The sequence below is a fragment of the Arthrobacter sp. 10L424 genome, assembly GCF_056395325.1.
In genome coordinates, this window is record NZ_JBFTJH010000001.1 from 456842 (window position 1) to 479049 (window position 22208).

At 67.8% G+C, this 22208-nt stretch carries 19 protein-coding genes and 1 tRNA gene; 16 read left to right on the forward strand and 4 right to left on the reverse strand.

Annotation, left to right across the window (positions count from 1 at the left end; genetic code table 11):
- Window positions 1-18 precede the first annotated feature (18 nt).
- The 6 genes from AC1DC5_RS02180 (at window position 19) to AC1DC5_RS02205 (ending at window position 9923) form a co-directional block, all read left to right on the forward strand.
- Window positions 19-1770: a glycerol-3-phosphate dehydrogenase/oxidase gene (locus AC1DC5_RS02180; protein ID WP_441404412.1), complete on the forward strand. Its 1752-nt coding sequence runs from the start codon at window positions 19-21 to the stop codon at window positions 1768-1770.
- Window positions 1771-1841: 71 nt separating this feature from the next.
- Window positions 1842-2330 (forward strand): PTS sugar transporter subunit IIA, encoded by a 489-nt coding sequence (locus AC1DC5_RS02185; RefSeq protein WP_441404413.1) that lies wholly within the window; start codon window positions 1842-1844, stop codon window positions 2328-2330.
- 70 nt (window positions 2331-2400) lie between these two features.
- Window positions 2401-3279: an SURF1 family protein gene (locus AC1DC5_RS02190; protein ID WP_476864024.1), complete on the forward strand. Its 879-nt coding sequence runs from the start codon at window positions 2401-2403 to the stop codon at window positions 3277-3279.
- On the forward strand, window positions 3276-3788 hold the full coding sequence (locus tag AC1DC5_RS02195; RefSeq protein WP_441404415.1) for a DUF3817 domain-containing protein: 513 nt from the start codon (window positions 3276-3278) through the stop codon (window positions 3786-3788). Before AC1DC5_RS02190 ends, AC1DC5_RS02195 begins: the two co-directional genes overlap by 4 nt.
- A gap of 130 nt (window positions 3789-3918) precedes the next feature.
- On the forward strand, window positions 3919-5508 hold the full coding sequence (guaA, locus tag AC1DC5_RS02200; protein WP_441404416.1) for a glutamine-hydrolyzing GMP synthase: 1590 nt from the start codon (window positions 3919-3921) through the stop codon (window positions 5506-5508).
- A gap of 302 nt (window positions 5509-5810) precedes the next feature.
- Window positions 5811-9923, forward strand: coding sequence for an AAA family ATPase (locus tag AC1DC5_RS02205; protein ID WP_441404417.1), 4113 nt, complete (start codon window positions 5811-5813; stop codon window positions 9921-9923).
- A gap of 73 nt (window positions 9924-9996) precedes the next feature.
- Here the strand turns inward: AC1DC5_RS02205 and AC1DC5_RS02210 are convergent, their stop codons facing one another.
- The 3 genes from AC1DC5_RS02210 to AC1DC5_RS02220 all read right to left on the reverse strand — a co-directional run bounded on the left by AC1DC5_RS02210 (window position 9997) and on the right by AC1DC5_RS02220 (window position 11983).
- The gene (locus AC1DC5_RS02210; RefSeq protein WP_441404418.1) at window positions 9997-10824 is read right to left on the reverse strand and encodes an RcpC/CpaB family pilus assembly protein; all 828 of its coding nucleotides are present in this window, start codon (window positions 10822-10824) and stop codon (window positions 9997-9999) included.
- Between the two features lie 124 nt (window positions 10825-10948).
- On the reverse strand, window positions 10949-11200 hold the full coding sequence (locus AC1DC5_RS02215; protein WP_441404419.1) for an FmdB family zinc ribbon protein: 252 nt from the start codon (window positions 11198-11200) through the stop codon (window positions 10949-10951).
- A gap of 147 nt (window positions 11201-11347) precedes the next feature.
- Complete coding sequence (locus tag AC1DC5_RS02220; protein WP_441404420.1) at window positions 11348-11983, reverse strand: 5-formyltetrahydrofolate cyclo-ligase; 636 nt, start codon at window positions 11981-11983, stop codon at window positions 11348-11350.
- 96 nt (window positions 11984-12079) lie between these two features.
- On the opposite strand from AC1DC5_RS02220, the gene galU reads away from it, so the two are divergent.
- The 9 genes from galU (at window position 12080) to AC1DC5_RS02265 (ending at window position 21330) form a co-directional block, all read left to right on the forward strand.
- Entirely contained in the window at window positions 12080-12997 is a 918-nt protein-coding gene (gene galU, locus AC1DC5_RS02225; RefSeq protein ID WP_441404421.1) for a UTP--glucose-1-phosphate uridylyltransferase GalU, read from the forward strand.
- Between the two features lie 5 nt (window positions 12998-13002).
- On the forward strand, window positions 13003-13623 hold the full coding sequence (locus AC1DC5_RS02230; protein ID WP_441404422.1) for a GNAT family N-acetyltransferase: 621 nt from the start codon (window positions 13003-13005) through the stop codon (window positions 13621-13623).
- A gap of 117 nt (window positions 13624-13740) precedes the next feature.
- A complete protein-coding gene (locus AC1DC5_RS02235) occupies window positions 13741-14724 on the forward strand; it encodes a hypothetical protein (RefSeq protein ID WP_476864025.1) in 984 nt (327 codons plus the stop codon).
- Window positions 14725-14848: 124 nt separating this feature from the next.
- The gene (locus AC1DC5_RS02240) at window positions 14849-15649 is read left to right on the forward strand and encodes an SDR family oxidoreductase (protein ID WP_476864026.1); all 801 of its coding nucleotides are present in this window, start codon (window positions 14849-14851) and stop codon (window positions 15647-15649) included.
- 46 nt (window positions 15650-15695) lie between these two features.
- A tRNA-Ala gene (locus AC1DC5_RS02245) sits at window positions 15696-15768 on the forward strand.
- 202 nt (window positions 15769-15970) lie between these two features.
- Entirely contained in the window at window positions 15971-17680 is a 1710-nt protein-coding gene (locus AC1DC5_RS02250) for a cellulase family glycosylhydrolase (RefSeq protein WP_476864027.1), read from the forward strand.
- A gap of 120 nt (window positions 17681-17800) precedes the next feature.
- The gene (locus AC1DC5_RS02255) at window positions 17801-18268 is read left to right on the forward strand and encodes a GatB/YqeY domain-containing protein (RefSeq protein WP_441404426.1); all 468 of its coding nucleotides are present in this window, start codon (window positions 17801-17803) and stop codon (window positions 18266-18268) included.
- A gap of 307 nt (window positions 18269-18575) precedes the next feature.
- A complete protein-coding gene (locus AC1DC5_RS02260) occupies window positions 18576-19679 on the forward strand; it encodes a methyltransferase (RefSeq protein WP_441404511.1) in 1104 nt (367 codons plus the stop codon).
- Window positions 19680-19737: 58 nt separating this feature from the next.
- Entirely contained in the window at window positions 19738-21330 is a 1593-nt protein-coding gene (locus AC1DC5_RS02265; protein WP_441404427.1) for an ABC-F family ATP-binding cassette domain-containing protein, read from the forward strand.
- 4 nt (window positions 21331-21334) lie between these two features.
- Here AC1DC5_RS02265 and AC1DC5_RS02270 read toward each other — a convergent pair whose 3' ends face one another.
- Entirely contained in the window at window positions 21335-21727 is a 393-nt protein-coding gene (locus AC1DC5_RS02270; RefSeq protein WP_441404428.1) for a VOC family protein, read from the reverse strand.
- Window positions 21728-21878: 151 nt separating this feature from the next.
- Here AC1DC5_RS02270 and AC1DC5_RS02275 point away from each other — a divergent pair, with 151 nt between their 5' ends.
- Window positions 21879-22193: a hypothetical protein gene (locus AC1DC5_RS02275; RefSeq protein ID WP_476864028.1), complete on the forward strand. Its 315-nt coding sequence runs from the start codon at window positions 21879-21881 to the stop codon at window positions 22191-22193.
- Window positions 22194-22208 lie beyond the last annotated feature (15 nt).

Consider the following 22208-nt stretch of genomic DNA (forward strand, 5'->3'; position numbering starts at 1 on the left):
TCCGGATGGAGGCGTGAAATGAACAGTTTTCCCGGCGGTTCTCCCAAGGCCGGCGGTGCCCTTGGGCCTGCGGAACGCGACGCGTCCCTCGCGGTACTCAGGGGCACCACGGACCCCGGCAAGGAACTCGACATCCTGATCGTCGGCGGCGGAATCGTCGGGACCGGCGCCGCCCTGGACGCCGTCACGCGCGGCCTGAGCGTTGGCATCGTCGAGGCCAACGACTGGGCCGCAGGCACGTCCTCCCGCTCCTCGAAGCTCATCCACGGCGGCCTCCGCTACCTGGAGATGCTCGACTTCGCCCTCGTCAAAGAGGCGCTGCACGAGCGTGGGCTGATCCTCTCGGTGCTGGCACCGCACCTGGCCCGGCCGGTCCCGTTCCTCTACCCTCTCCACAAACCGTTCCTGGAACGGCCCTACATCGGCGCCGGCATCGCCCTTTACGACGCCATGTCCATCACCGGCGGGCACAGCCGCGGCGTCCCCTTCCATAAACACCTGAGCCGCCGGGGGACCCTGCGCGCTGCGCCGAGCCTCAAAGACGACGCCTTCGTCGGATCCATCCGCTACTACGACGGCCAGGTCGACGACGCCAAGTACGTCGCCAACCTGATCCGGACCGCGGCGCACTACGGCGCCCACGCGGTCAACCAAATGTCGGTTGTGGACTTCGTGCGCGAAGGCGAGCGCGTGGTCGGCGCCAAAGTGGTCAACCACGAGGACGGCTCCAGCTTCAATATCCGGGCCAAGCAGGTCATCAACGCCACCGGCGTCTGGACCGACGAAACCCAGGCCATGGTCACCGACCGCGGCCAGCTCAAGGTGCGCGCCTCCAAGGGCATCCACCTCGTGGTGCCGCGCGACCGGATCCAGTCCACGGTGGGGCTGATCCTGCGGACCGAAAAGTCCGTCCTCTTCGTCATCCCCTGGGGCCGGCACTGGATCATCGGCACCACAGACACCGACTGGCACCTCGACAAGGCCCACCCGGCCGCGTCCAGCAAGGACATCGACTACATCCTCGAACATGTGAACAAAGTCCTGAAGCGCCCGCTGACCCGCGAGGATGTCGAGGGGGTCTACGCCGGGCTCCGGCCGCTGCTCGCCGGCGAAAACGACTCCACGGCCAAGCTTTCCCGCGAACATGTCGTGGCCCACCCGGTGCCCGGGCTCGTCGTGGTGGCCGGCGGCAAATGGACCACCTACCGGGTCATGGCCAAGGACGCCGTCGACGAGGCGACCCGCAGCATGGACGAACGGGTCCCGCCCAGCTGCACGGAATCCATTCCGCTGCTCGGTGCCGGCGGATTCAAGGCCGCGTGGAACAAACGCAACCGGATGGCCGAGGAGACCGGCGTCCACGTGGCGCGGATCGAGCACCTGCTGAACCGCTACGGTTCCATGGCCCCGGAAGTGCTGGCCCTCATAACGGAGAACCCGGAACTGGGCGAGCCCCTGCCGGGTGCGGACGATTACCTTGCCGCCGAGGCCGTGTACGCCGCCACCCATGAGGGCGCCCGCCACGTGCAGGATGTCCTGACCCGCCGGACCAGGATTTCGATCGAGGCCTGGGACCGCGGTGTGTCCGCCGCACCGGTAGTCGCTAAACTGATGGGAGAAGTCCTCGGCTGGAGCGATGCCCAGCGCGAGGGCGAGATCAAGCACTACCTGGCCAGGGTCGACGCCGAACGGCTCAGCCAGGAGCAGCCGGACGACGAATCTGCGGACGCAGCACGCCTGGGCGTCGAGGACATCGTTCCGCTGCGTTGACCGGCAGCGTCCGCCGGCAGCCTCGACCCCGAGACTGCCGGCGCACTGACGCCACTTCGAAGGGACACCACTTGGCGGAACCACTTGACCGGTACGACGCCGAGCTCACCACCCCCGACATGGTGATCCTCGAAATGGACGCCACCGACAAGCTCGATGCCGCCTCCCAATTGGCGGAACGGATGCATGCCGCCGGCCGCATTTCGGATCTCGCCGGCTTCCTCAAGCACGTCAACGCCCGTGAGCACCAGCTGGCCACGGGCCTGCCCGGCGGCATTGGCCTGCCCCACGCCCGCAGCGAATTCGTTTCCAGAACGTCCATCGCCGTCGGCATCACCAAATACGGCAAGGCGCTCGATTTCGGCGCTGCCGACGGGCCCGCAACGGTGGTCCTCCTGATCGCGACGCCTGCCAGCTCGTTTTCCGAGCACCTCGAGGTGCTGGCCACTCTCGCCCGGTCATTGTCGAAGGAATCATTCCGCGAGTCCCTCCGCCGGGCCTACGACGCCGAAGTGATCGCGGAACTCATCAACTCCAGCCTGGTCTTCTTCGACCACTAAAAAGCTGACGGCTGCCCCACTCTTTCGCCCCGTTTCGTTGTTCTACACGCCGACGAAGTACGGTTAAGGGGTGCTGAAAACTGCCCTCAAACCCCGCTGGATCGCCGGACTGGTGTTCGCGATCGTCGTATCAGGGGTGTTTGTGCTGCTCAGCCAGTGGCAGTTCGGCCGCTCGACCCAGCCGGAGGTGACCGTCTCCACCACGACGGAGGACCCCAAACCGCTCACCACCGCGCTCCAGCCCGGGGACTTCTTCCCCGGTTCAATCGCAGACCAGGTCGTCACCGCGACCGGAAGCTACGACCCGCAGAAGCAGGTCCTAGTCCCGGGCCGGCTGAACGGCGGTGTCTCGGGCTACTGGATCGTCTCGGCCCTGGCCGTGAAGGACGCCCCCGTGCTGACCGGAGCCGGCGCCTCGCCCCAGACCTGGATCCCGGTCGCCCGCGGCTGGGTTGCCGACCCCGCGGACGCCGCCGCGCCGCCGTCGGGCGTCATTGAACTGACCGGACGCCTGCTGCCGTCCGAAGCCCCGCTGCCGGGGACCGACGCCGGCCCCGGGCGGGCCAGCGCCGTGTCCGTCGCTGAACTCATCAACATCTGGGACATCAGCAGCTATCCCGGCTTTGTCGCGGCGACTTCCGAAGTCTCCGCCGGCAGCGAAGCCGGTGCCGCCTCGTCCGGCGGAGAGGTGAAGCCACTGAACATCGGGCCGCAGCCACCTGCCGGAAAGATCAACTGGCTCAACCTCTTCTACGCCGCCGAGTGGGTGGTGTTCGCCGGCTTCGCGCTGTTCATCTGGTGGCGCCTGGTGAAGGACGACTACCGCCGCGGACTCGAGGACGCCCTCGACGAGGAGCAGGACGCCGCGGCGCAACCCGTCCCCGACCCCGACCCCACCGAACCGCGCACCACCGAAACGCGCACCACCGAAACGAAAGTGCAACCATGATCGAGCCCCAGCCGGCCGTACAGCCGCAGCAGTCCAACGCAACGGGAACCACGGGCGGCAAGAAGCGCCGCTTTGGCGGAACCGAGGCCCAGATCCGTTCTGCGCTGAAATTCTACAAGGTCCTTGCGTACATGACCGGCTCCATGCTGCTCCTGCTCTGCGCCGAGCTGATCGCCCGGTACGCGTTCGGGCAGTACCTTTTCGCGGGTGGCACCAACGCCGTCACCGGCGAGCCGTTCGGCTTCGGATTCGCCGACGCCGAGCCGCCCGGAGTTATCGGCGGCGTGAACCTCTCCGTGGCCGTGCTGATCGTGCACGGCTGGATGTACGTCGTGTACCTCATGTCCAACTTCCGCCTGTGGTCGCTGATGCGCTGGCCGTTCATGAAGATGATCATCCTGGCGCTCGGAGGCGTAGTGCCGTTCCTGTCCTTCTTCGTGGAGACGAAATTCCACGCCGAGGTGGAGGCCGAACTGGCCGCCAACCCGCAGGCCCCGCAGCGCTACTGACCCTGCGTCACGTGCGGCCGGCCGCCCGCCGTCGGGCTTCCGTGTGAGTTCGCTTACCCGGCGGCCGTTTCCGGGCCCGGACCGGCTTCTCAATGTGCGGGCCGGCGGCGCCGCAAAGTAGGCTTGTACGGTGACTACTCCCACTGCATCCCAGACGTCCCACAAGCCCGTGCTGGTTGTTGACTACGGTGCCCAGTACGCGCAGCTGATCGCCCGCCGCGTCCGGGAAGCCAACGTGTATTCGGAAGTGGTTCCGCATACCTACAGCACCGAGCAGCTCCTGGCCAAGAATCCCGCCGCCATCATCCTCTCCGGCGGCCCCGCCAGCGTCTACGCCGAAGGCGCGCCCAGCGTCGGCGCGGACCTCTTCGAGGCCGGAATCCCGGTCTTCGGCATCTGCTACGGCTTCCAAGCCATGGCCAACGCCCTCGGCGGCAAGGTGGCCCAGACCGGGCTCCGCGAGTACGGTGCCACCGAGACCACCACCATCGGAGAAGGCCGCTCCATCCTGGCGGGCATGCCCCAGCACCAGAGCACCTGGATGAGCCACGGCGACTCCGTGCACGAAGCCCCGGAAGGCTTTGAGGTCCTCGCGACGACGGCGGGCGCCGAAGTCGCCGCCTTCGCCAACGAAGAGAAGAGCCTCTACGGAGTGCAGTGGCACCCCGAAGTGAAGCACTCGGCGTATGGCCAGCAGGTCCTCGAGAACTTCCTGTTCAAGGGCGCCAAGCTGGAGCCGAACTGGACCGCCGGCAACATCCTCGAGGAGCAGGTCGACCGGATCCGCGAACAGATCGGCGACGCCCGGGTCATCTGCGGCCTGTCCGGCGGCGTGGACTCCGCCGTCGCCGCCGCCCTGGTTCAGCGCGCTGTGGGCGACCAGCTGACCTGTGTGTTCGTGGACCACGGGCTGCTGCGCGAAGGCGAGGCCGAACAGGTCGAACGCGACTTCGTGGCCGCGACCGGCGTCAAGCTCTACGTCGCCAACGAGCAGGAGCGCTTCCAAGCCGCCCTCGCCGGTGTCAGCGACCCGGAGACCAAGCGCAAGATCATCGGCCGCGAATTCATCCGCGCCTTCGAGGAAGCCGAACTGGCGATCATCGCCGAGGCTGCCGCGCACGGCGAGAAGATCAAGTTCCTCGTCCAGGGCACCCTGTACCCCGACGTCGTCGAATCCGGCGGCGGCGAAGGTGCCGCGAACATCAAGAGCCACCACAACGTGGGCGGCCTGCCGGAAGACCTGCAGTTCGAACTCGTCGAGCCGCTGCGCGCCCTGTTCAAGGACGAGGTCCGCGCCGTCGGCGCCCAGTTGGGCCTGCCGCAGGAAATCGTGGGACGCCAGCCGTTCCCCGGCCCGGGACTCGGCATCCGGATCGTCGGCGAAGTCACCAAGGAGCGGCTGGACCTGTTGCGCAAGGCCGACGCCATCGCGCGGGCGGAACTGACCGCCGCCGGACTCGACAACGAGGTCTGGCAGATGCCGGTTGTGCTGCTGGCCGATGTCCGCAGCGTCGGTGTCCAGGGCGACGGCCGGACTTATGGCCACCCGATCGTGCTGCGCCCGGTCTCCTCCGAAGACGCCATGACGGCGGACTGGTCGCGGCTGCCCTATGACCTGCTGGCCAGGATCTCGAACCGCATTACCAACGAGGTGGACGGCGTGAACCGCGTGGTGCTCGATGTGACGAGCAAACCGCCGGGAACCATCGAATGGGAATAGCCCGGTAAAGGGTGAGTGAAAATGGCCGGTCTCCGTGGGAGGCCGGCCATTTCACGTTTGGGCACTTCACGTCCTGGCATTTCCCGTCCGGGCGCCTCCCGGCACGGATTCGTGCGGCCGCTGCGGGCGGAGGATGGCGTTCCGGCAAATTCGGCCCGAATTTGCGTCCCACCAGTGTTGCGGAGCCTCGCCAGCGCCGGATTCGGGCTACCCTCGAAAGCATGCCGGTATGGTCCAGGACGTCCCGCGCGAGCACGGAAAACGTGAGCAGAGTAAACGCGAGCACAGAAAAGAAGGCAGCAGTGTCAGTTGGTCAAGGCCACCCCGAGGGCTCCGAGGAGCTCAGGAAATGGCTGTCGGGGCTCAAACCCGTCACCGGAGCGGACACCATGCTGCGCTTCACCAAGACGCCTGAAGGCTCCATCGACCTGACCCACGCCCATCCCTCCGGCCTGGCGCAGCTGATGGCCGGCCGGCGCACCCGGCTCTCCACCCTGATCCGTGACCACCAGCAGTACGTCGTCGCCGCGCGGGCCTCCCGCAACCTGCGCTCCAAGATTTTCGAACTCGCCAACGACCGCGGCATCGACGCGGGGTACTTCTCCGCGGGCACTGTCGTCTGGACCTCCGCCGTCGGAGGCAAACCCCAGCGCGTTTCAGCCCCCGTTATGCTGGCCGCCATCTCCCTGACGGTCCGGCCGGGCGAGGATGACTACGAACTGCAGCTGACCGAACAGGCCAAGATCAACCCTGCGCTGATCCGGCACCTGAAAACCATCCACGGGATCGTCTTCGACGTCAACGCCGTCACCCGCATGGCCTACAGCACCGCCCGGTTTGATCCGCAGCCTGTCCTCGACCGCCTTGGCACCCTCATCCAGCCGATCCACGGCGCCGACGTCGAACACAACCTTCTGGTCTCCACCTTCGCCGACCTGTCCGGAAGCCTCGACGACCCGTGGATCAACGGGAACCATCCCCTCGTGTCGGCGCTGGGCCGCGCTGCCGCCGGCGGAGCGGTGGAAGTTCCTGAGCTCAAGACCGGGCGCTTCCCCACCACCGACGAGCGCGACCCGGCCGATGAACTGCTCCTGCTCGACGCCGACACGGACCAGCAGTACGTCGTCGACGCCGTCCGCGCCGGGGACTCGCTCGTGGTCAGCAGCCCGCCCGGCACCGGCCAGACCCAGACGGCCATCAATACCATCGGGGCCCTCGTCGACCAGGGCAAGACCGTCCTGGTGGTGGGGGACCGGCGTGCCAGCCTGGGCGAGATCTCCGCCGAGCTGGACACCCTGGGGCTGGATTCCGCCCTGTTCCAGCTCGCCGGCAACGCAACGCCGCTGCAGCTCAAGGGCCAGCTCGTCCGGGCGATCGTGCGCAACGAGAAGTCCCTCGAGCCCCAGCTTCGCAATCTGCACACCACCCTGATCGAGCACCGCCACGCCCTGCGTGACCACGTCGCTTCACTGCACAACGTCCGCCAGCGATGGGGCTGCTCACCGTACGAGGCCATGCAGTCGCTGGCCGCGCTGACCTCGATCCAGCCCGCACCGGCCACCACCGTCCGGCTCAAGCGCAGCGTGCTGGACAGCATCCGGGACCGGGAGGAACTGGCCGGGCGGCTGCACCGGGCGGCCGAGCTGGGAAGCTTCAGCCGGGCATCGACGACGAGCCCCTGGCACGGCGCCCGCCTCCTGACCCGCAAGGAAACCCAGGAAGCCCAGCAGGTGGCCCGCTCCGTGGCGCGGAAGCTTCCTGAGCTGCGGGAACTCATGAACGGCGTCGCCGACCATGCCGAGATCCGACTTGGCAGCACGTTCGCCGAATGGGGCGACCAGGTTGAGCTCCTCGTGGCGGTGCGCGAAAGCCTCGACAAGTTCACCCCGGATATCTTCGACCGTCCGGTCCACGACCTCATCTCCGCCACCGCAGCCTCCTCCTGGCGCCGCGAACGGAACATCGAGATGCCATCCATGCAGCGCTCCCGCCTGCGGCGGGTCGCTAAGGAGTATGTCCGCCCGGGCGTCCACATCGCCGACCTGCACAGCTCCCTCGTCCTCGTCCAGGAACAGCGGGCCGCGTGGTCCGGCTACGCCACGACGCAGCGCCATCCGGCGGTCCCCTCCGGCCTGGCGGAGATCATCGGCCTGTACCGCGAACTCGAAGCAGAACTGGCCGAAATGGGCCAGGCCGTGAGGCACACAGCGGCGGGCGGCGAGCTGCACAACACGCCCTATGAGCAACTCATAGAGCGCCTGGAGCGGCTGGTGGCCGACACCGGGACGCTGGAGACCCTGCCGGAGCGGACGCTCCTGGTGGAGAACATGCGCGAGCATGGCCTCGGCGAACTTCTCGCCGACCTTGCCGAACGCGAAGTTCCGGCCGGATCCGTGGCCGCGGAGCTCGAGCTCGCCTGGTGGCAGTCCGCGCTGGAAGCCATGATCAGCGGGGATGACTACCTGGCTATGTCCGACGGCGACGCCCTCCGCCAGCTGGAAGCCGAGTACCGTCTCGCGGACAACGCCCACATCGCCAGCGGCGCGGCCCGACTGCGCTGGAAGCTTGCAGAACGCTGGCGGGCCGCCATCGCTGAGCACCCGCGCCAGGCGGAGCTGCTCCGCAGCCTGCTCAAGGACGGCAGGGTCACACTGTCGGCCTTGACCGGGCAGGCCCCGGAACTGCTGCCCATGCTGGTCCCCGTGTGGTCGGTCAGCCCCTACCTCCTGACCGCGGTACTGCCGGCGACACAGCGGTTCGACGCCGTCGTCATCCTTGATGCCGAGGCGACGTCGCTGCAGGCTGTCCTGCCGGCCCTCGCCCGCGCCCAACAGGTCATTGCCTTTGGTGACGACCGGATCGCCAGCCCGCGCACCTTCACCGTCAGTGTGGAGCGGCTCGCCGCCGGCGAAAGCTCCCACCAGGGTGTCGAGAGCGCCTACAAGGCGCTGGCCGCCGTCTTGCCCGTCTGGAACCTGCGGAACGTCTACCGTGCCGTTGACGAAGACCTCGTGCGGCAACTGAGCAAGGGCTTCTACGACAGCGGGCTGCGCCGGTTGCCGGAGGGCCAGTCCGCCACCGGCCTGGACCGCGCCCTGACCGTCGAGTACCTGCCGGACGGCACCGGACTGCCCAGCGCGGACCACGACGGCGTCGAATCCGTCGTGGCCGAGGTGAACCGTGCGGTGGAACTTGTTTTCGAACACGCCCGCCTGCGGCCTCGGACTTCGCTGGCCGTTGTCACCGGCAGCCTCCGGCACGCTGCCCGGATCGGCGAGTCCATCCGGCTTCAGCTGCCCAACCATCCGCTGCTGGCCGGCTTCTTCACGGCCGGGGAGGAATCCTTCCGGGTGGTGGACCTGGAACGCGCCCAGGGCCTGGTCCGCGATCACGTGATCTTTTCACCGGGCTATGGCCGCACCCCGCACGGGCGCGCATTGCACAGCCTCGGTCCGCTGTCCGCGGACGGCGGACGGGCCAGGTTCGCCCTCGCCATGACACGGGCGCGCCGGTCCCTGCACGTGCTGAGCTGCTTCCGTCCCGAGGACCTGGACGTGACCCGGCTGAGCCACGGAGCAGTGGACTTCTACGAACTCCTGGACCGGGAAATCGCCGGCAACTCCGATCTTGGCAGCCCGGCGTCGCGCGCCGCCGCCAGCGAACAGGCCCTGGGGGCAGATCCCCTTGTGGCTGACCTCGGCGACCGGCTCCGCGCCCGGGGCGCCCGGGTCTGGCACCAGTACGACGGCGCCCTGAACATGGTGGCCGCAGCCGACCCGCTGAGCACCCTCGGACAGGACGACGCCGAAATTCCCTGGCCCGTGGCCATTGAGTCCGACGGCACCGAGCAGTACCGCAGGCTGACCGTCCGCGAACGCAGCAGGCTGCGCCCGCAGCTCCTGGAGCGACTTGGCTGGCGTTACATGCCACTATGGACCATAGAGGTCTTCACCGATCCTTCGGCCTGCGCCGACCGCATCGGCGGGTACCTTGGCCTGGAGAAACCGGCCGTAACGCACCGGAAGCAGGCCTCGCCGGGATTCTTTGACGACGACGTCGAGAACCTGGCCGTGAACGAAGCGCAGGCCGCGGAGGAGCGGCCGCCGTCCGGGTGGCCGGACGGCGCGCAATATTACAGAACAGATCAGGGCAGTAAGGAGGCCGGCGGCATGACTGCAGACGGCGATACCCGAAACAGCGGCGAATCCCGGAACGACGGCGAGATCCAGACCAGCGAGGAAACCCGGGACCGCGGCCGGGACAACCTTTCGCAGCCGGCCGCGCCGGCAACCGTCCCTGCCGGCGTGCTGCCGAACAGAGCCGCCGAAGACGATCCGCGGCGCTGGGGCGACGAGCCGGGCGGTTACGACCACGACTCCTGGCTGCAGGAGCAAAAGCCTCCGCACTGGGGCTAAGGGACCGACCCGGGACGAACCTCGGGCAGCGGCCCCGGCGGAGTTGCGGACGGGCTGCGGCCGCTCTGCCCGGCTAGCCCGGTACGGCCCCCACCAGGACAAAGAACAGCTTCCCCTGCGTGGAAGCGCCGGCGAGACGGCGTGCCTCATCGGCATCGGCAGCGACGACCATGAGGCCCTCCGTTTCCCCGGCGGCCAGCCACTGGCCCGCCTCGTTGCCGTGCCCGGAGGTCCACAGCACCGGCACTGCCGCAGCCAGCACCTGGGACGCAGCCGTCTGGTCAAAGGTGCCGCCGGTTGTCATGACCACATTAACGAGTTGTCCGGGGGAGAGCAGCTGGATTGATGCGGGATCGGCCATCCGGAGCGGTACGGCGGCCGTTCCCGGAGGGCTTCCCGCCAGCAGGCCGGGCCCAAGAAGTTGCGAATCGGACAGCAGCTGGCCCTTCCGGAGCGCCACGGCAAGCTGCTTGCCGTGCGGTGAATCGTTGCCGCCAAAGCTGCCCGCCGGCACGAGGTCCCGCGGGACGCTCAGCAGGGTCAGGTCTTCCGGGCCGAGTACCTCCCCGGACGGCAGGTCCCTGGCAGCGGCGAAGGCGGAGACCGTGAAGGCCGGGGCCGGCGTGAGCTGCTGCACGGTGATGCCCGCCGCGATGCACAGCAGCAGTGCCACAGTCAGCCGCCGGTTGCGCTCCAGCCAGCGGACCAGACGGCGGAAGGGCCGGCCGGCGGGTTTCCGTGCCCGCGGCGGACTCCCCGAGTTCCGGCCGCCGGAACTGCGCCCAACGGAACGGGCGCCGAACGCGGGAAGCGAGGGGCGCAAGGCACCGCGAAGCAGGGCACGAAGGATTTCCGCCGGGAAGTTGCCGGCGGCCGGGACGGAACGCGCAACGGTGGCCATGGTGCGACCCTACGCATCGGCGGGAACGCCGGGCGGGCGCAGTTTGGGCTATGTGGAGAAACGGCCAAGACATTCCGCGGTCAGGCGGCAATCCGCTGCGGACCCGCAACCGTGCGGGCAGTACCTAGCTTGCGGAAGCCGCGGCGGGCGCCGGAGTTGCAGCCGGGGCAGGAGCCGGGGAAACCGTGCTGCCCTTGGTGTCGCGTGAGTCGGTCCGGTAGAAACCGGAGCCCTTGAAGACGACGCCCACGCTGTTGAACTTCTTGCGGAGCGTGCCCTGGCACTCGGGGCAGGACGTGAGGGAGCTGTCGGTGAACGACTGCACGATCTCGAAGGCGTGGCTGCAGTCCTTGCAGGCGTATGCATACGTGGGCACTGGAAATCCTCACTCTGGGACAAACGAGCAGGTCCCGTGCTGTCCGGTCCGGATTGCTGCCGGGATGTCTCCGGCGGAATCCGTGACTTAGCAGTCGCAGGGCCTGAGTGCTAATTCTATCACCCCGGCCGCGCGGCCCCTCATGCGCTATGGCTGCAGCGGGAGCAGGCCGCCCGGGGTCAGGGCGGCGGCCACCTTCCGGTCGAAGGACTCTGCCGGGATGCTGCCGGCCGGAAGCACCTCGCTGTCGAAGACGACCGCGGCTGTCGGCAGGGGCGGCAACAACCCGCCGTCGGACGCCCCGGCCCGGGACGGCAGGAGGGCCGTCAGCGCCGCCAGGAACTTGTCGTAGTACCCGCCGCCTTGACCGATCCGGTTCCCGGAAAAATCGACGGCGGTGGCAGGCAGGACGATGCCGTGCGCGTGCAGCATGACCGTTGTGCCGTGGCGTTCTCCCGCGGGCTCCTGGATCGGCGCATAGCGGCTTCGGACCGATTCGGAGGCCGGCGTCCAGTACACCCAGCTCAGCTCCAGGCCGGGTTCGCAGACCGGGAGCAGGAGCCTGTGCCCTGCCTCATGCAACGCCGTCAGCAGGGGAAGCGTCGGCGGCTCGGAACCCACGCCCAGATAGGCGGCAAAGGTGCCCGGGCGGCCGCCGGTCAGGCCGGAAGCCCATGCAAGGCCGTGCCGGGCGATGTCCGTCCCGGCATTCGACAGGCCGGCGTTCGTCAGCGCGGCGCGCCTGGCCCGGTGGCCGGCCCGGATCTCTTCTTTTGACGCCATGACGCCCCGTCCCTCCGCGTGATGCAGCCGGGAGAGGAGGTTCTCCGGCGGCTCGAATGATTACGCAATGTTTGGTCCCTCCGTTAGATTAGTCGAGTGACTACACTCAACGCTCCGGTCCGCAAGGCCGTCATTCCCGCAGCCGGCCTCGGCACCAGGTTCCTCCCGGCCACGAAGGCCATGCCGAAGGAAATGCTGCCCGTCGTGGACAAACCGGCCATCCAGTACGTCGTCGAGGAAGCCGTCAACGTCGGCCTGAACGACATCCTGATGATCACCGGACGCAACAAGCGCGCGCTGGAGGACCACTTCGACCGTGTCCCCGCGCTGGAAGCCACCCTCGAGGACAAAGGCGACACCGCCAAGCTCGCGTCCATCCAGGCCGCCAGCAACCTGGGTGACATCCACTACGTGCGCCAGGGCGATCCGATGGGCCTGGGCCACGCCGTCCTCCGCGCCAAGCAGCACGTAGGTTACGAACCCTTCGCCGTCCTTCTGGGCGATGACCTGATCGACGCCCGCGACGAACTGCTCAGCACCATGATCGAAGTTCAGGCCAAGACCGGCGGCTCGGTTGTTGCCCTGATCGAGGTGGATCCGTCCCAGATCAGCGCCTATGGCTGCGCCGACATCCAGGCGATAGCGGGTGAAGAGTATGTCCGCATCAACCAGCTCGTGGAGAAGCCCGACGTCGACGACGCCCCGTCCAACCTCGCGGTGATCGGCCGCTACGTCCTCCACCCGGCAGTGTTCGAGGTTCTGGAACGCACCGAGCCCGGCCGTGGCGGCGAAATCCAGCTGACGGACGCACTCCAGGAGCTCGCGGCTGGCGACGGCGAAGGCTACGGCGTGTACGGCGTCGTCTTCCGCGGCCGCCGCTACGACACCGGCGACAAGCTCAGCTACCTCAAGGCCTGCGTGCAGCTCGCCTGCGACAGCGACGACCTCGGCCCCGGCCTGCGGGAATGGCTGCCCGAGTTCGCCGCCAGCCTCGCGCCCAGCCTGACCAAATAACTCCCGTGGGGGGCAGCTTCGCCTGGCCGGCGACCCTTGAGTGCGGCGACCTCGTGTTGCGCCCCATCCGGTACCGGGACCGCAAGGAATGGACCGAGGTCCGCTCCCGCAACAGCGAGTGGCTGGCCCCCTGGGAAGCGTCCAACCCCGTTCCCGGGGGTGGTCTGCCCGACTACCGCCAGATGGTTCGTTCCCTCAAGGCCCAGGCCGCCCAGGCAACGGCTCTGCCGTTCCTGATCACGGCGTGGACCCCGGGCTTCCGCGAACCCGTGATCGTTGGCCAGCTGACGGTGTCCTCCATCGTGTGGGGCTCGGCAATGATGGCCACGCTCGGATATTGGGTCGACAAGGACCGGGCGGGCCAGGGCATTGCCCCGACCGCTGTGGCATTGGCAACGGACTACTGCTTCCGGACGCTCGGGCTGCACCGGATGGAGATCAACATCCGTCCCGAAAACGGACCCAGCCTGCGCGTGGTCGAGAAACTCGGCTTTCGCGACGAGGGTTACCGGCCGCGGTACCTGCATATCAACGGTGAATGGGCGGACCACCGCAGCTTCGCGCTGACCTCCGAAGAAGTCCCCGGGGGGCTGCTGGCACGCTGGCTGCAGAGCCGTCCCGCGTGAGCGGCCAGAGCCCGCCTGACCAGCCCTTACGCCTTAAATCCACTCAATTGGCAGTTGTCCTGCGACACACCGGGGACAATGCCGCCCAGTACCGCCCATTGCTCATACGGTTTTGATGTGGACTTCCCTCTTAGCAGCTCTGTGATCCTTGTCATTGCTGTTGCGCTCTGGATTGTGTGGGTTGCTCCCTACATGCTCCGGAACGGACGCCACCAGCTGCAGCCCGCGGGCGAGTTCGGAGCGGACGTCATCGATCTAGAAACAGCCCCGCAAGCCGGGCACGTCATGAAGATGGCGGCCCAGCAGGAGAATCCCATGACCAGTACCCAGCACACCGTGTCCGGCCCGGGAACCGCAGGGTTCGACGGCGGCCGCGAGCCTGCTGCCCCCGGTCCGGCATTCAAGATCCGCTACGGCCGGTTGACCCTCGCGCTGGCAGGCCTGCTCGCGCTGCTCACCGGGCTGGTCTCCGCTGTCCTGCGAATTTTCGGGCTCGGTCCGCTGTGGCTTCCCGTCGCGGCGCTGCTCGGTGCCGTGGCCTCCGTCTTTATGCTCCGCTGGCTCGCGGTCCGGGACCGCCGTCGTAAGATGAACGCCGCGTTTCGGTCGGCCATGTCCGCGCCGGCACGCCCGTCCCGGTCGGCCCCGGAGCGGGCGCCGCTCGGGGAACGGGCAGGGGAGCCCAGTGAACGGGCTGAGAGCCCGCTCTTCGACGCCCAGGCCGACGCCGCAGAACGCAAACCTGCACCGAAGCCGCTGACCGCACAGGAACTCCGCCAGGCGGCTCTGGCGGAAGCCGTGGCCTCGGGTGACACGTCGGTTCGCCGTACGGCGGAGTCGCCGGCCGGCGAAGGGTCTAGCTGGGAGCCGGTGGAAGTCCCGAAGCCCACATATGTGGAGGCGCCGAAAGCCGAACGGGCCGCCCCCGAGCCGCTCGATCTGCCGGAGGCCCCAAAGGCCGTGGGTAAGCCTTCGCTGAAGCAGGGCCTTCCGCAGTCCCCGGCTGGCAACCACGGTACGGAATCCGAATCGAAACCCCTGGGCAAGGCGCAGAGCGCCCTGAGCAACCTGGATGATGTCCTGCAGCGACGCCGGGCCTGACCCGCTACTTCGAGCCCCGGGCAGCCAGCAATGGCTGCCCGGGGCTTTGTTGTGTCCCGGACTTTCGGGCTCCGGCGGAGGTCCAATAAGGCCGGTATCACGTGAGGCCCGGTAGCCTCAGGGCATGACTCGAATTTGCGTTGCCGGCGGAACCGGCCAGGTGGGCAGCGAAGTGGTGCGGCGGGCTATCACCGGCGGGCACGACGTGGCGGCCATCTGCCGGAATCCACCTCCCCCCGGTTCCCCTGCCCGGCTGGCCGGCGCGGAATACTTTTCTGCCGACATCACTACTGGCGAGGGCCTGGCGGCGGCACTGGCCGGGGCCGACGTCGTGATCGACTGCCTGGAAGGGCGCTCCGGGAAGGCCCTGAAAGGCTTCGCCGACGGCGGAGCGCGCCTTCTCGCCGCGGCCCAGGACGCAGGGGTTGGCAGGGCCGTGATGCTATCGATCATCAACTGTGACCGGAGCAGCTTCGGCTACTACGCCTCGAAGGCGGCCAAGGAACAGGTTTTCGAGCGGTCCGGCATGGAGACCGTCGCGCTCCGGGCGACGCAGTTCCATTCACTGCTGGCGACGATGTTCGGTGCCGGCTCGAAACTGCGGATCATTCCCGTGGCCAAAGGTGCCCGGTTCCAGCCAATCGCCCCTTCCGACGTCGCCGCCGCCCTGCTTGGGGCCGCGCTGGAACCGTCGGCGGGCGTGCGGCACAGCGTCCGAACCATCGGCGGCCCCGAGATCCAAGGCATGGACGAATTTGCCCGGCAGTGGAAGGCCGTCAACGGCTCCCGCGGACGCCTGGTGCAGTTCCCGTTGCCCGGTGCCATGGGCAGCTACCTGCGCGCGGGGCTGAATCTGGTCCCGGAGCAACGCCACGCCGGTGAGACATTCAGCGGCTGGTTGGCAAAGAACGCGGATAGTTTGTAGCCTAGGGACACCGGCAACGCCGTACCTGCGGGAACGGCGTTGCTTCGGGGCTATAGCTCAGTTGGTAGAGCGCTTCGTTCGCATCGAAGAGGTCAGGAGTTCGAATCTCCTTAGCTCCACAATTCCTGACGGGTCTCCCCGCATCGGCTTGCGTTACCTTCCGCCAGCTGCTTCGGGCGCCACCTCACACCGTAACAATCTGGCCACTCCGCCGCGAAGTGCGGTGGCCTCCCTCCCGCCCTCCTGATCCTGTGCCATGGTGAGATCCGCGCCCCTCCATATGACGAGGCATGGGCGGCATGTCCCGGATACGGAGGAAGTTTGAAGACCAGCCACCTCATCAACACTGCGCCCATCAACTCTGCACGCATCGACGCAGCGCCCGCCCGCTGGCGACGCGGCACGAAGCTGGCTGCCGTGGCATCCGCCGTCCTCGCCGGATTGCTCGCCGTCGGCGGCTGCGCCGGACCGGCCCCGTTCGCCGCCGAACGTGTTGCGGAGACCGTACCGGCCGCAACCGGCTGGCTGCACACCGACGGCGGCACCATCAGGGACTCGAACAACAACCCGTACATCATCAAAGCCACGTCTTGGTTCGGACTTGAGACGCCGGACTGCGTCCCGCACGGACTGTGGGGGACTCTCACGATCGACGAGGCCCTGGCCAACATCAAGTCGATGGGGTTCAACACCGTCCGCCTGCCGTACTCCAACGAGTGCCTGGCCGCGACCGCCATCAAGGGCAGCGTGAACTACTGGGCGAACCGGGCCTACAACCTCGAGGGGAAACGCCCGCTTGACGTCATGGACACGGCTATTGCCCGCGCCAAGGCCAACGGACTGCAGATCATCCTGGACCGCCACCGCCCGATGAGCGCCGACCAGTCACCTCTGTGGTACACCTCCGCCGTCCCGGAATCGACGTGGATTTCGGACTGGAAGATGCTCGCCGGCCGGTACCAGAACGACCCGACCGTCATCGGCGCCGATCTGCACAACGAGCCCTACGGCGCGGCGACCTGGGGCCGCGGCACGGCCGCCACGGACTGGAAGGCAGCGGCAACCCGCGGCGGCAACGCCGTCCTCGCATCCAACCCGAACCTGCTGATCATCGTCGAAGGCATCGAAACCCAGGGTGACGGGACCTCGACCTGGTGGGGCGGCGGACTCTCCGATGTCGGTGCGAAGCCGGTCGTCCTCAGTACGCCGAACCGGGTTGTGTACTCGCCGCACGACTACCCGGCGTCGCTCTTTCCGCAGAAGTGGTTCAGCGACCCGGCCTACCCGGCCAACCTGCCGGCCGTCTGGGACAAGAACTGGGGCTACCTCCAGAAGCAGGGAATCGCTCCGATCCTGCTCGGGGAATTCGGGTCGGCCCTGGCCACCGAGTCGGACAAGCAGTGGATGACGGCGATCGTCTCCTACCTGGCCAGCAACAAGATGTCCTACGCGTACTGGTCCTTCAATCCCAACTCCGGCATCACCGGCGGGCTCGTCAAGACCGACTGGCGTACCCCGGAATCCGCGAAACTCGCCGCCCTTGCCCCGATCCTGACCGGCGCCCCGCTCGTCACCGCGCCCGTTCCGACACCAACACCGTCACCCACCGCGACGCCGACGGCGAGCCGGTCACCCACAGCGACGCCGACGGCGAGCCCGTCATCCACCGCGACGCCGACGGCGAGCCCGGCACCCACGGCATCTCCCTCCGCAACGCCGACGACACCCTCTGGTGGCCCGGCAATCAGCGCGACCTGGAATGCCACCAGTGCGTGGAACGGCGGCTACGTGGCCAGCATGGAAGCCACCGGCGTCCGTGCGGCGTCCAGCTGGTCGATCTCCTGGAAGGACCCCAACGTCACCAAGGTGGTCAACTCCTGGGGTGTGAAGTGCACAATCGTCCCGAAGGTCTCGGTGACCTGCACCGGCTCCGACTGGGCGGCATCCATCCTTCCAGTCCAAAAGCGGACCGCGGGTGTGCAGCTCGATTCGCTGAAGGCACCGGTCAACCCGGTCCTTACGCTCAAGTAGCAAGGTATTGCGAGGGCCCGGTGCCTCCGGGCCCTCGTGGCCGGCCCCGGGGCGTGCGGCCGCCGGCGGGTCTCGCCGGCCGCGCGGCCCGATATCCTGTCCAGTGAGACGAGGAGAATCATGACCACCCTGAAAGAACGCCTGCACGCTGACGTCGTCAGCCACATGAAGGACCGCAACAAGATCGCGCTCACCACCGTGCGCAACGTCCTGGGCGAAATCGAAACCCGCGAGAAGTCCGGCAAAACCCCGATCGTGCTGGACGACGCCCAAGTGACGTCGCTGCTGCAAAAAGAAGCCGCCAAGCGCCGCGACACCGCCCGCATCTACACCGAGGCGGGGGAGTCCGAGCGGGCCGCGGCCGAGATTGCCGAAGCCGAAATCATTGAGGCCTACCTGCCGAAGGCGCTGACCGCGGCCGAGGTGGAGGCCATCGTCGACGACGTCATCGGTGACCTCACGGCCGACGGCACCGAACTGACCATGCGCCAGCTGGGCGCGGTGATGAAACCGGTGACCGCCAAGATCGCCGGACGCTTTGACGGCAAAGCCGTCAGCGAGATCGTGCGCAGCCGCATCGCGCAGTGACAGTCGGCCCGGCACCATACCTCCCAGCCTGGGCGGATGGCTGCCGGCGCCCGCCTGTATCCTGAGAAGGCACGCCGGGTGTCACCACCCGCCAACCTAACGCGCGCTTCGGGGCCGGATGATTGTCCGCGAAACTCTCGACCCGATCACCAGTGCATCGCCGAATCCCCCCCGCAACCTTCAGCTTCCGCCCCCGGATTCTGGGATTGGACCTCTTATCGTCACCGCCGTGCCGGGCAGCCCCCGTCAAACCCCGACGCCGACCGGCAAGCCACCGCAGGCACCCGCCGTCGACGGGCCCGTCGTCGTGACGTGGACCGAGGCTGGCGACAGCAGGACGGCCCGCTGGCGGTCGGCGAACGGACGGCCCGCGCCCTCGCGCATCGAAGTGGTCACCGACTCCCTGACAGCCGATGATGCGAACCGGATGGCGTCCCAAGGCATCGCGATGCTCTGGCAGGGTGACTTCCACAACGCCCGGCAGATTCTCAACGCCCTCGACCGGCGTCTGGGTGCCGGGAAGAAAAAGGTGGCGGACTCCCCGGCCGATGAGTTCTACCGGCACCGCCAGTCCCGCTCGCACCGCGCACGCGTCCTCGGCCTGCTGCTGATTCCGCTGGACCCGGGCCCGGTGGTGCCCCTGCGGCGCGCTCCGGACATCCGGGCGGCCGCCGCGGAGGCGTACGGGGACATCGCCGAACCCTCCGTGGTGTCGCTCCATGAGCTTGTCGGGGCAATCGGTGCCCACGAGTGGCGCAGGAACGGCGTCTGGGTCGAAGCCCTGCAGGGCCGCATCCATCCGCACTACGGCACGTTCTTCCCGACCCGCAGCGAATATGTGGACCTGGTGGCCGCAGCTCCGCTGCCGTCTGAAGAGCTGGCGTTCGACGTAGGGACCGGCACCGGGGTGCTGGCCGCCGTTCTCGCCCGCCGCGGCGTCCAACGCGTGGTGGCGACGGACAACGAGCCCCGCGCGATTGCCTGCGCCAGCGAGAACTTCCAGAACCTGGGGGTCCAGGACCGTGCGGAGGCCGTCCTGACCGACATGTTCCCGCCCGGCCGTGCGCCGCTCATCGTGTGCAACCCGCCCTGGATTCCTGCCACGCCGCATTCCTCCCTGGACAATGCCGTCTATGACCCCGGCAGCAGGATGCTTTTCCGGTTCCTGAACGAGCTCTCCGACCACCTCGAACCCGGCGGCGAGGGCTGGCTCGTCCTGTCGGACCTGGCCGAGCACCTGGGCCTGCGGTCCCGGACCGATCTGCTGGGCGCCATTGAGGCGGCCGGACTGAAAGTGGTGGAACGGTTCGACACCAAGCCAACCCACCCCAAAGCCTCCGATCGCAACGATCCGCTGTACGCCGCCCGGGCGGCCGAAGTCACGTCCCTGTGGCGGCTCGTATCCCGTTAGTGCCGGCCTCCGCCGCGCGCCACTGCCTTCCCGACCCTAAATCGAGAGAGAAATACCCATGAGCCTGATCCGGCTGCAAGACGTCAGCGTGCGCTTCGATAACACCCAGATTCTCCGGGAGGCCTTCTTCCGGCTGGAGCCCGGTGACCGGGTGGGCCTGATCGGCAAGAACGGCTCCGGCAAGACCACCATCCTCAAGCTGGTCCTGGACCAGGTCACACCGGACACCGGCACCGTCACGCTGGAACCGGGCACCAAGGTGGGGTACTTCTCCCAGTTCTCCGAACTCGACGGCGAAGCCACGATTCTGGAGGTGCTCGACGCCCTGTTTTCGGACATCAAGGCAGTCGAAACCGAGTTGGCCGCCATCGACGCTGCCATCGCGGCCGGTCCCTCGGACGCGGAACTCGACCGGCACATCAGCCGTCAGGCAGAACTGTTCGAGGACATGGAACGACTCGACGGCTGGGACTACCCGCGGCGCATCGACACCGTCCTGACGACCCTGGGCTTCGATGAGGCGCACCGCACCTGTGCGATCGACGAGCTGTCCGGCGGCTGGCGCAACCGGGCAGCCCTGGCCAAGATCCTCCTCGAAGGCCCCGACGTGCTCCTGCTGGACGAGCCCACCAACTTCCTGGACGTTGCCGGCGTCGAATGGCTCGAAAGCTGGTTCCGGGACTTCAAGGGCGCCGCGATTATCGTCTCCCACGACCGGAAGTTCCTCGACGCCGTCGTCACCCGGATCATCGAGGTGGAGAACTTCCACCTGCACGAATACCCGGGCAACTTCGGTGAATACGTCGTGCAGAAACAGTTCCGGCTCAAGACCCTGGAGCAGCAGTTTGTGCACGAATCCGAGCTGCTGGCCTTTGAAGCCGAAGGGATCGCCGACCGCCGCGAGGCAGCCAAAGCGGCCAGCCGCGGGCTGGGGAACCAGCTGGCCAAGATCAAGAAGTCCCGCACGCCCCGCCCCGTGGACCAGATCGTCACGGAGATCTACGGCGGCCTGCACGTCAAGGACGTCCTCTGCCGCGTGGAGGGACTCGGCAAGTCCTACGGCGAAAAGCTGCTGTTCGAGGATCTGAGCTTCGAGATCCGCCGCGGCAACCGGATCGTGGTCCTCGGTTCCAACGGCAGCGGCAAATCCACGCTCCTGAAGGTGCTGACCGGCGAAGAGCAGGCAGACTCCGGCGAGGTGGCCTGGGCCAAGGGGCCAGGGTTCGTCTCCTACAACCAGATGCTCGAGGACCTCGACGACGCCGACACCGTGTCCCACGCGGTCAACGCGCTGCCGGACAGCCTGGCGTTCAGCGCCACGAAGAAGTCAGTCAACCGGTTCCTCGCGATGTTCCAGTTCTCCGAGGCGGACCTCAAGCAGAAGATCGGGAACCTCTCCGGCGGGCAAAAGGCGCGCGTCGCCATGGCGCAGTGCCTGCTGTCCGGCGCCTCGGTGCTGCTGCTCGACGAGCCGACCAACCACCTGGACATGTCCAGCACCCAGGTCATGGAGCGCGCCCTGGTGCATTTCCCCGGGGCCGTCGTGGTGGTCAGCCACGACCGGTTCTTCAGCGAAAAAATCGCCAACCGCCACCTCGTGTTCGGAGCCGACGGCGCGGCCGCCGGCGAAATCGACGTCCGCGCCGCGTAGGGGTTCAGCCCCAGGCTGGCGGTGAACTTAAGTCGATGACGGTCCCGTCGGGGGTGCGCAGGTAGGACACCGTCTGGCCCCAGGGCTGCGCCGCCGGCTGCTGAAGCGGCGTGGCGCCGGCGTCGACGGCCCGGGCAAAGTCGTCGTCGACCGCGTCGCTGACCAGGGCGATCTCCACACTGACGTCCGACGGCGGCGGCGGGGTGCAGCGGTATCCCTCGGGTAAGTGCCCCTGGCCGGCGCTGAAGGACGCCACCGAGATGGTGGTGTCGCCGGCGTGGACTTCGCCGTAGCCGGCCTCCGGGATGAAGCGGGTCTTGAGGCCAAAGGCCTGCTGGTAGAAGGCCAGGGACGCTTCGACGTCGGCGACGTACAGAATGACTTTTCCGAATTTCATCGGGATCTCCTCCTTGTTGGGCGGTGCGGGGCGGTAGCGGCGGCGCCCGGATGTGCCGGGCCGCTACTTACCTGACGCGCCGGGTGCGGAGAATGTGACGGCGCTCTTGCCGGAACATCTCACACCGGCGTCCCCGCGGGATAATAGGAGCATGACCGAACAGGACCAGGACCGCGACCCGTGGGATGAGTTCGACAGGCTCACGCCCGGGGCACCGGACCGCGTGAAGGGCTACCCCGGGGGCGAACCCCTGGGCTTCGGTTTCCGCACGGGAGTGCGCAGTGCGAAGGTGGCCATCGGCTTCGCCGTCTACGCCCTGACACTGGGGACTGTCCTGGTGGTGATCGGGGCAGCCGTCTTCATCGGCCAAAGCCAGTGGCCGCTGCTGGGGCTCATGGTGCTGATCGAGGCGGCCTTTGTCCTGGCCTTCAAGCGGCTGGTCGAGCAGGCACGGCGGCGCCGCTGACAGTCCCCGGCGCCG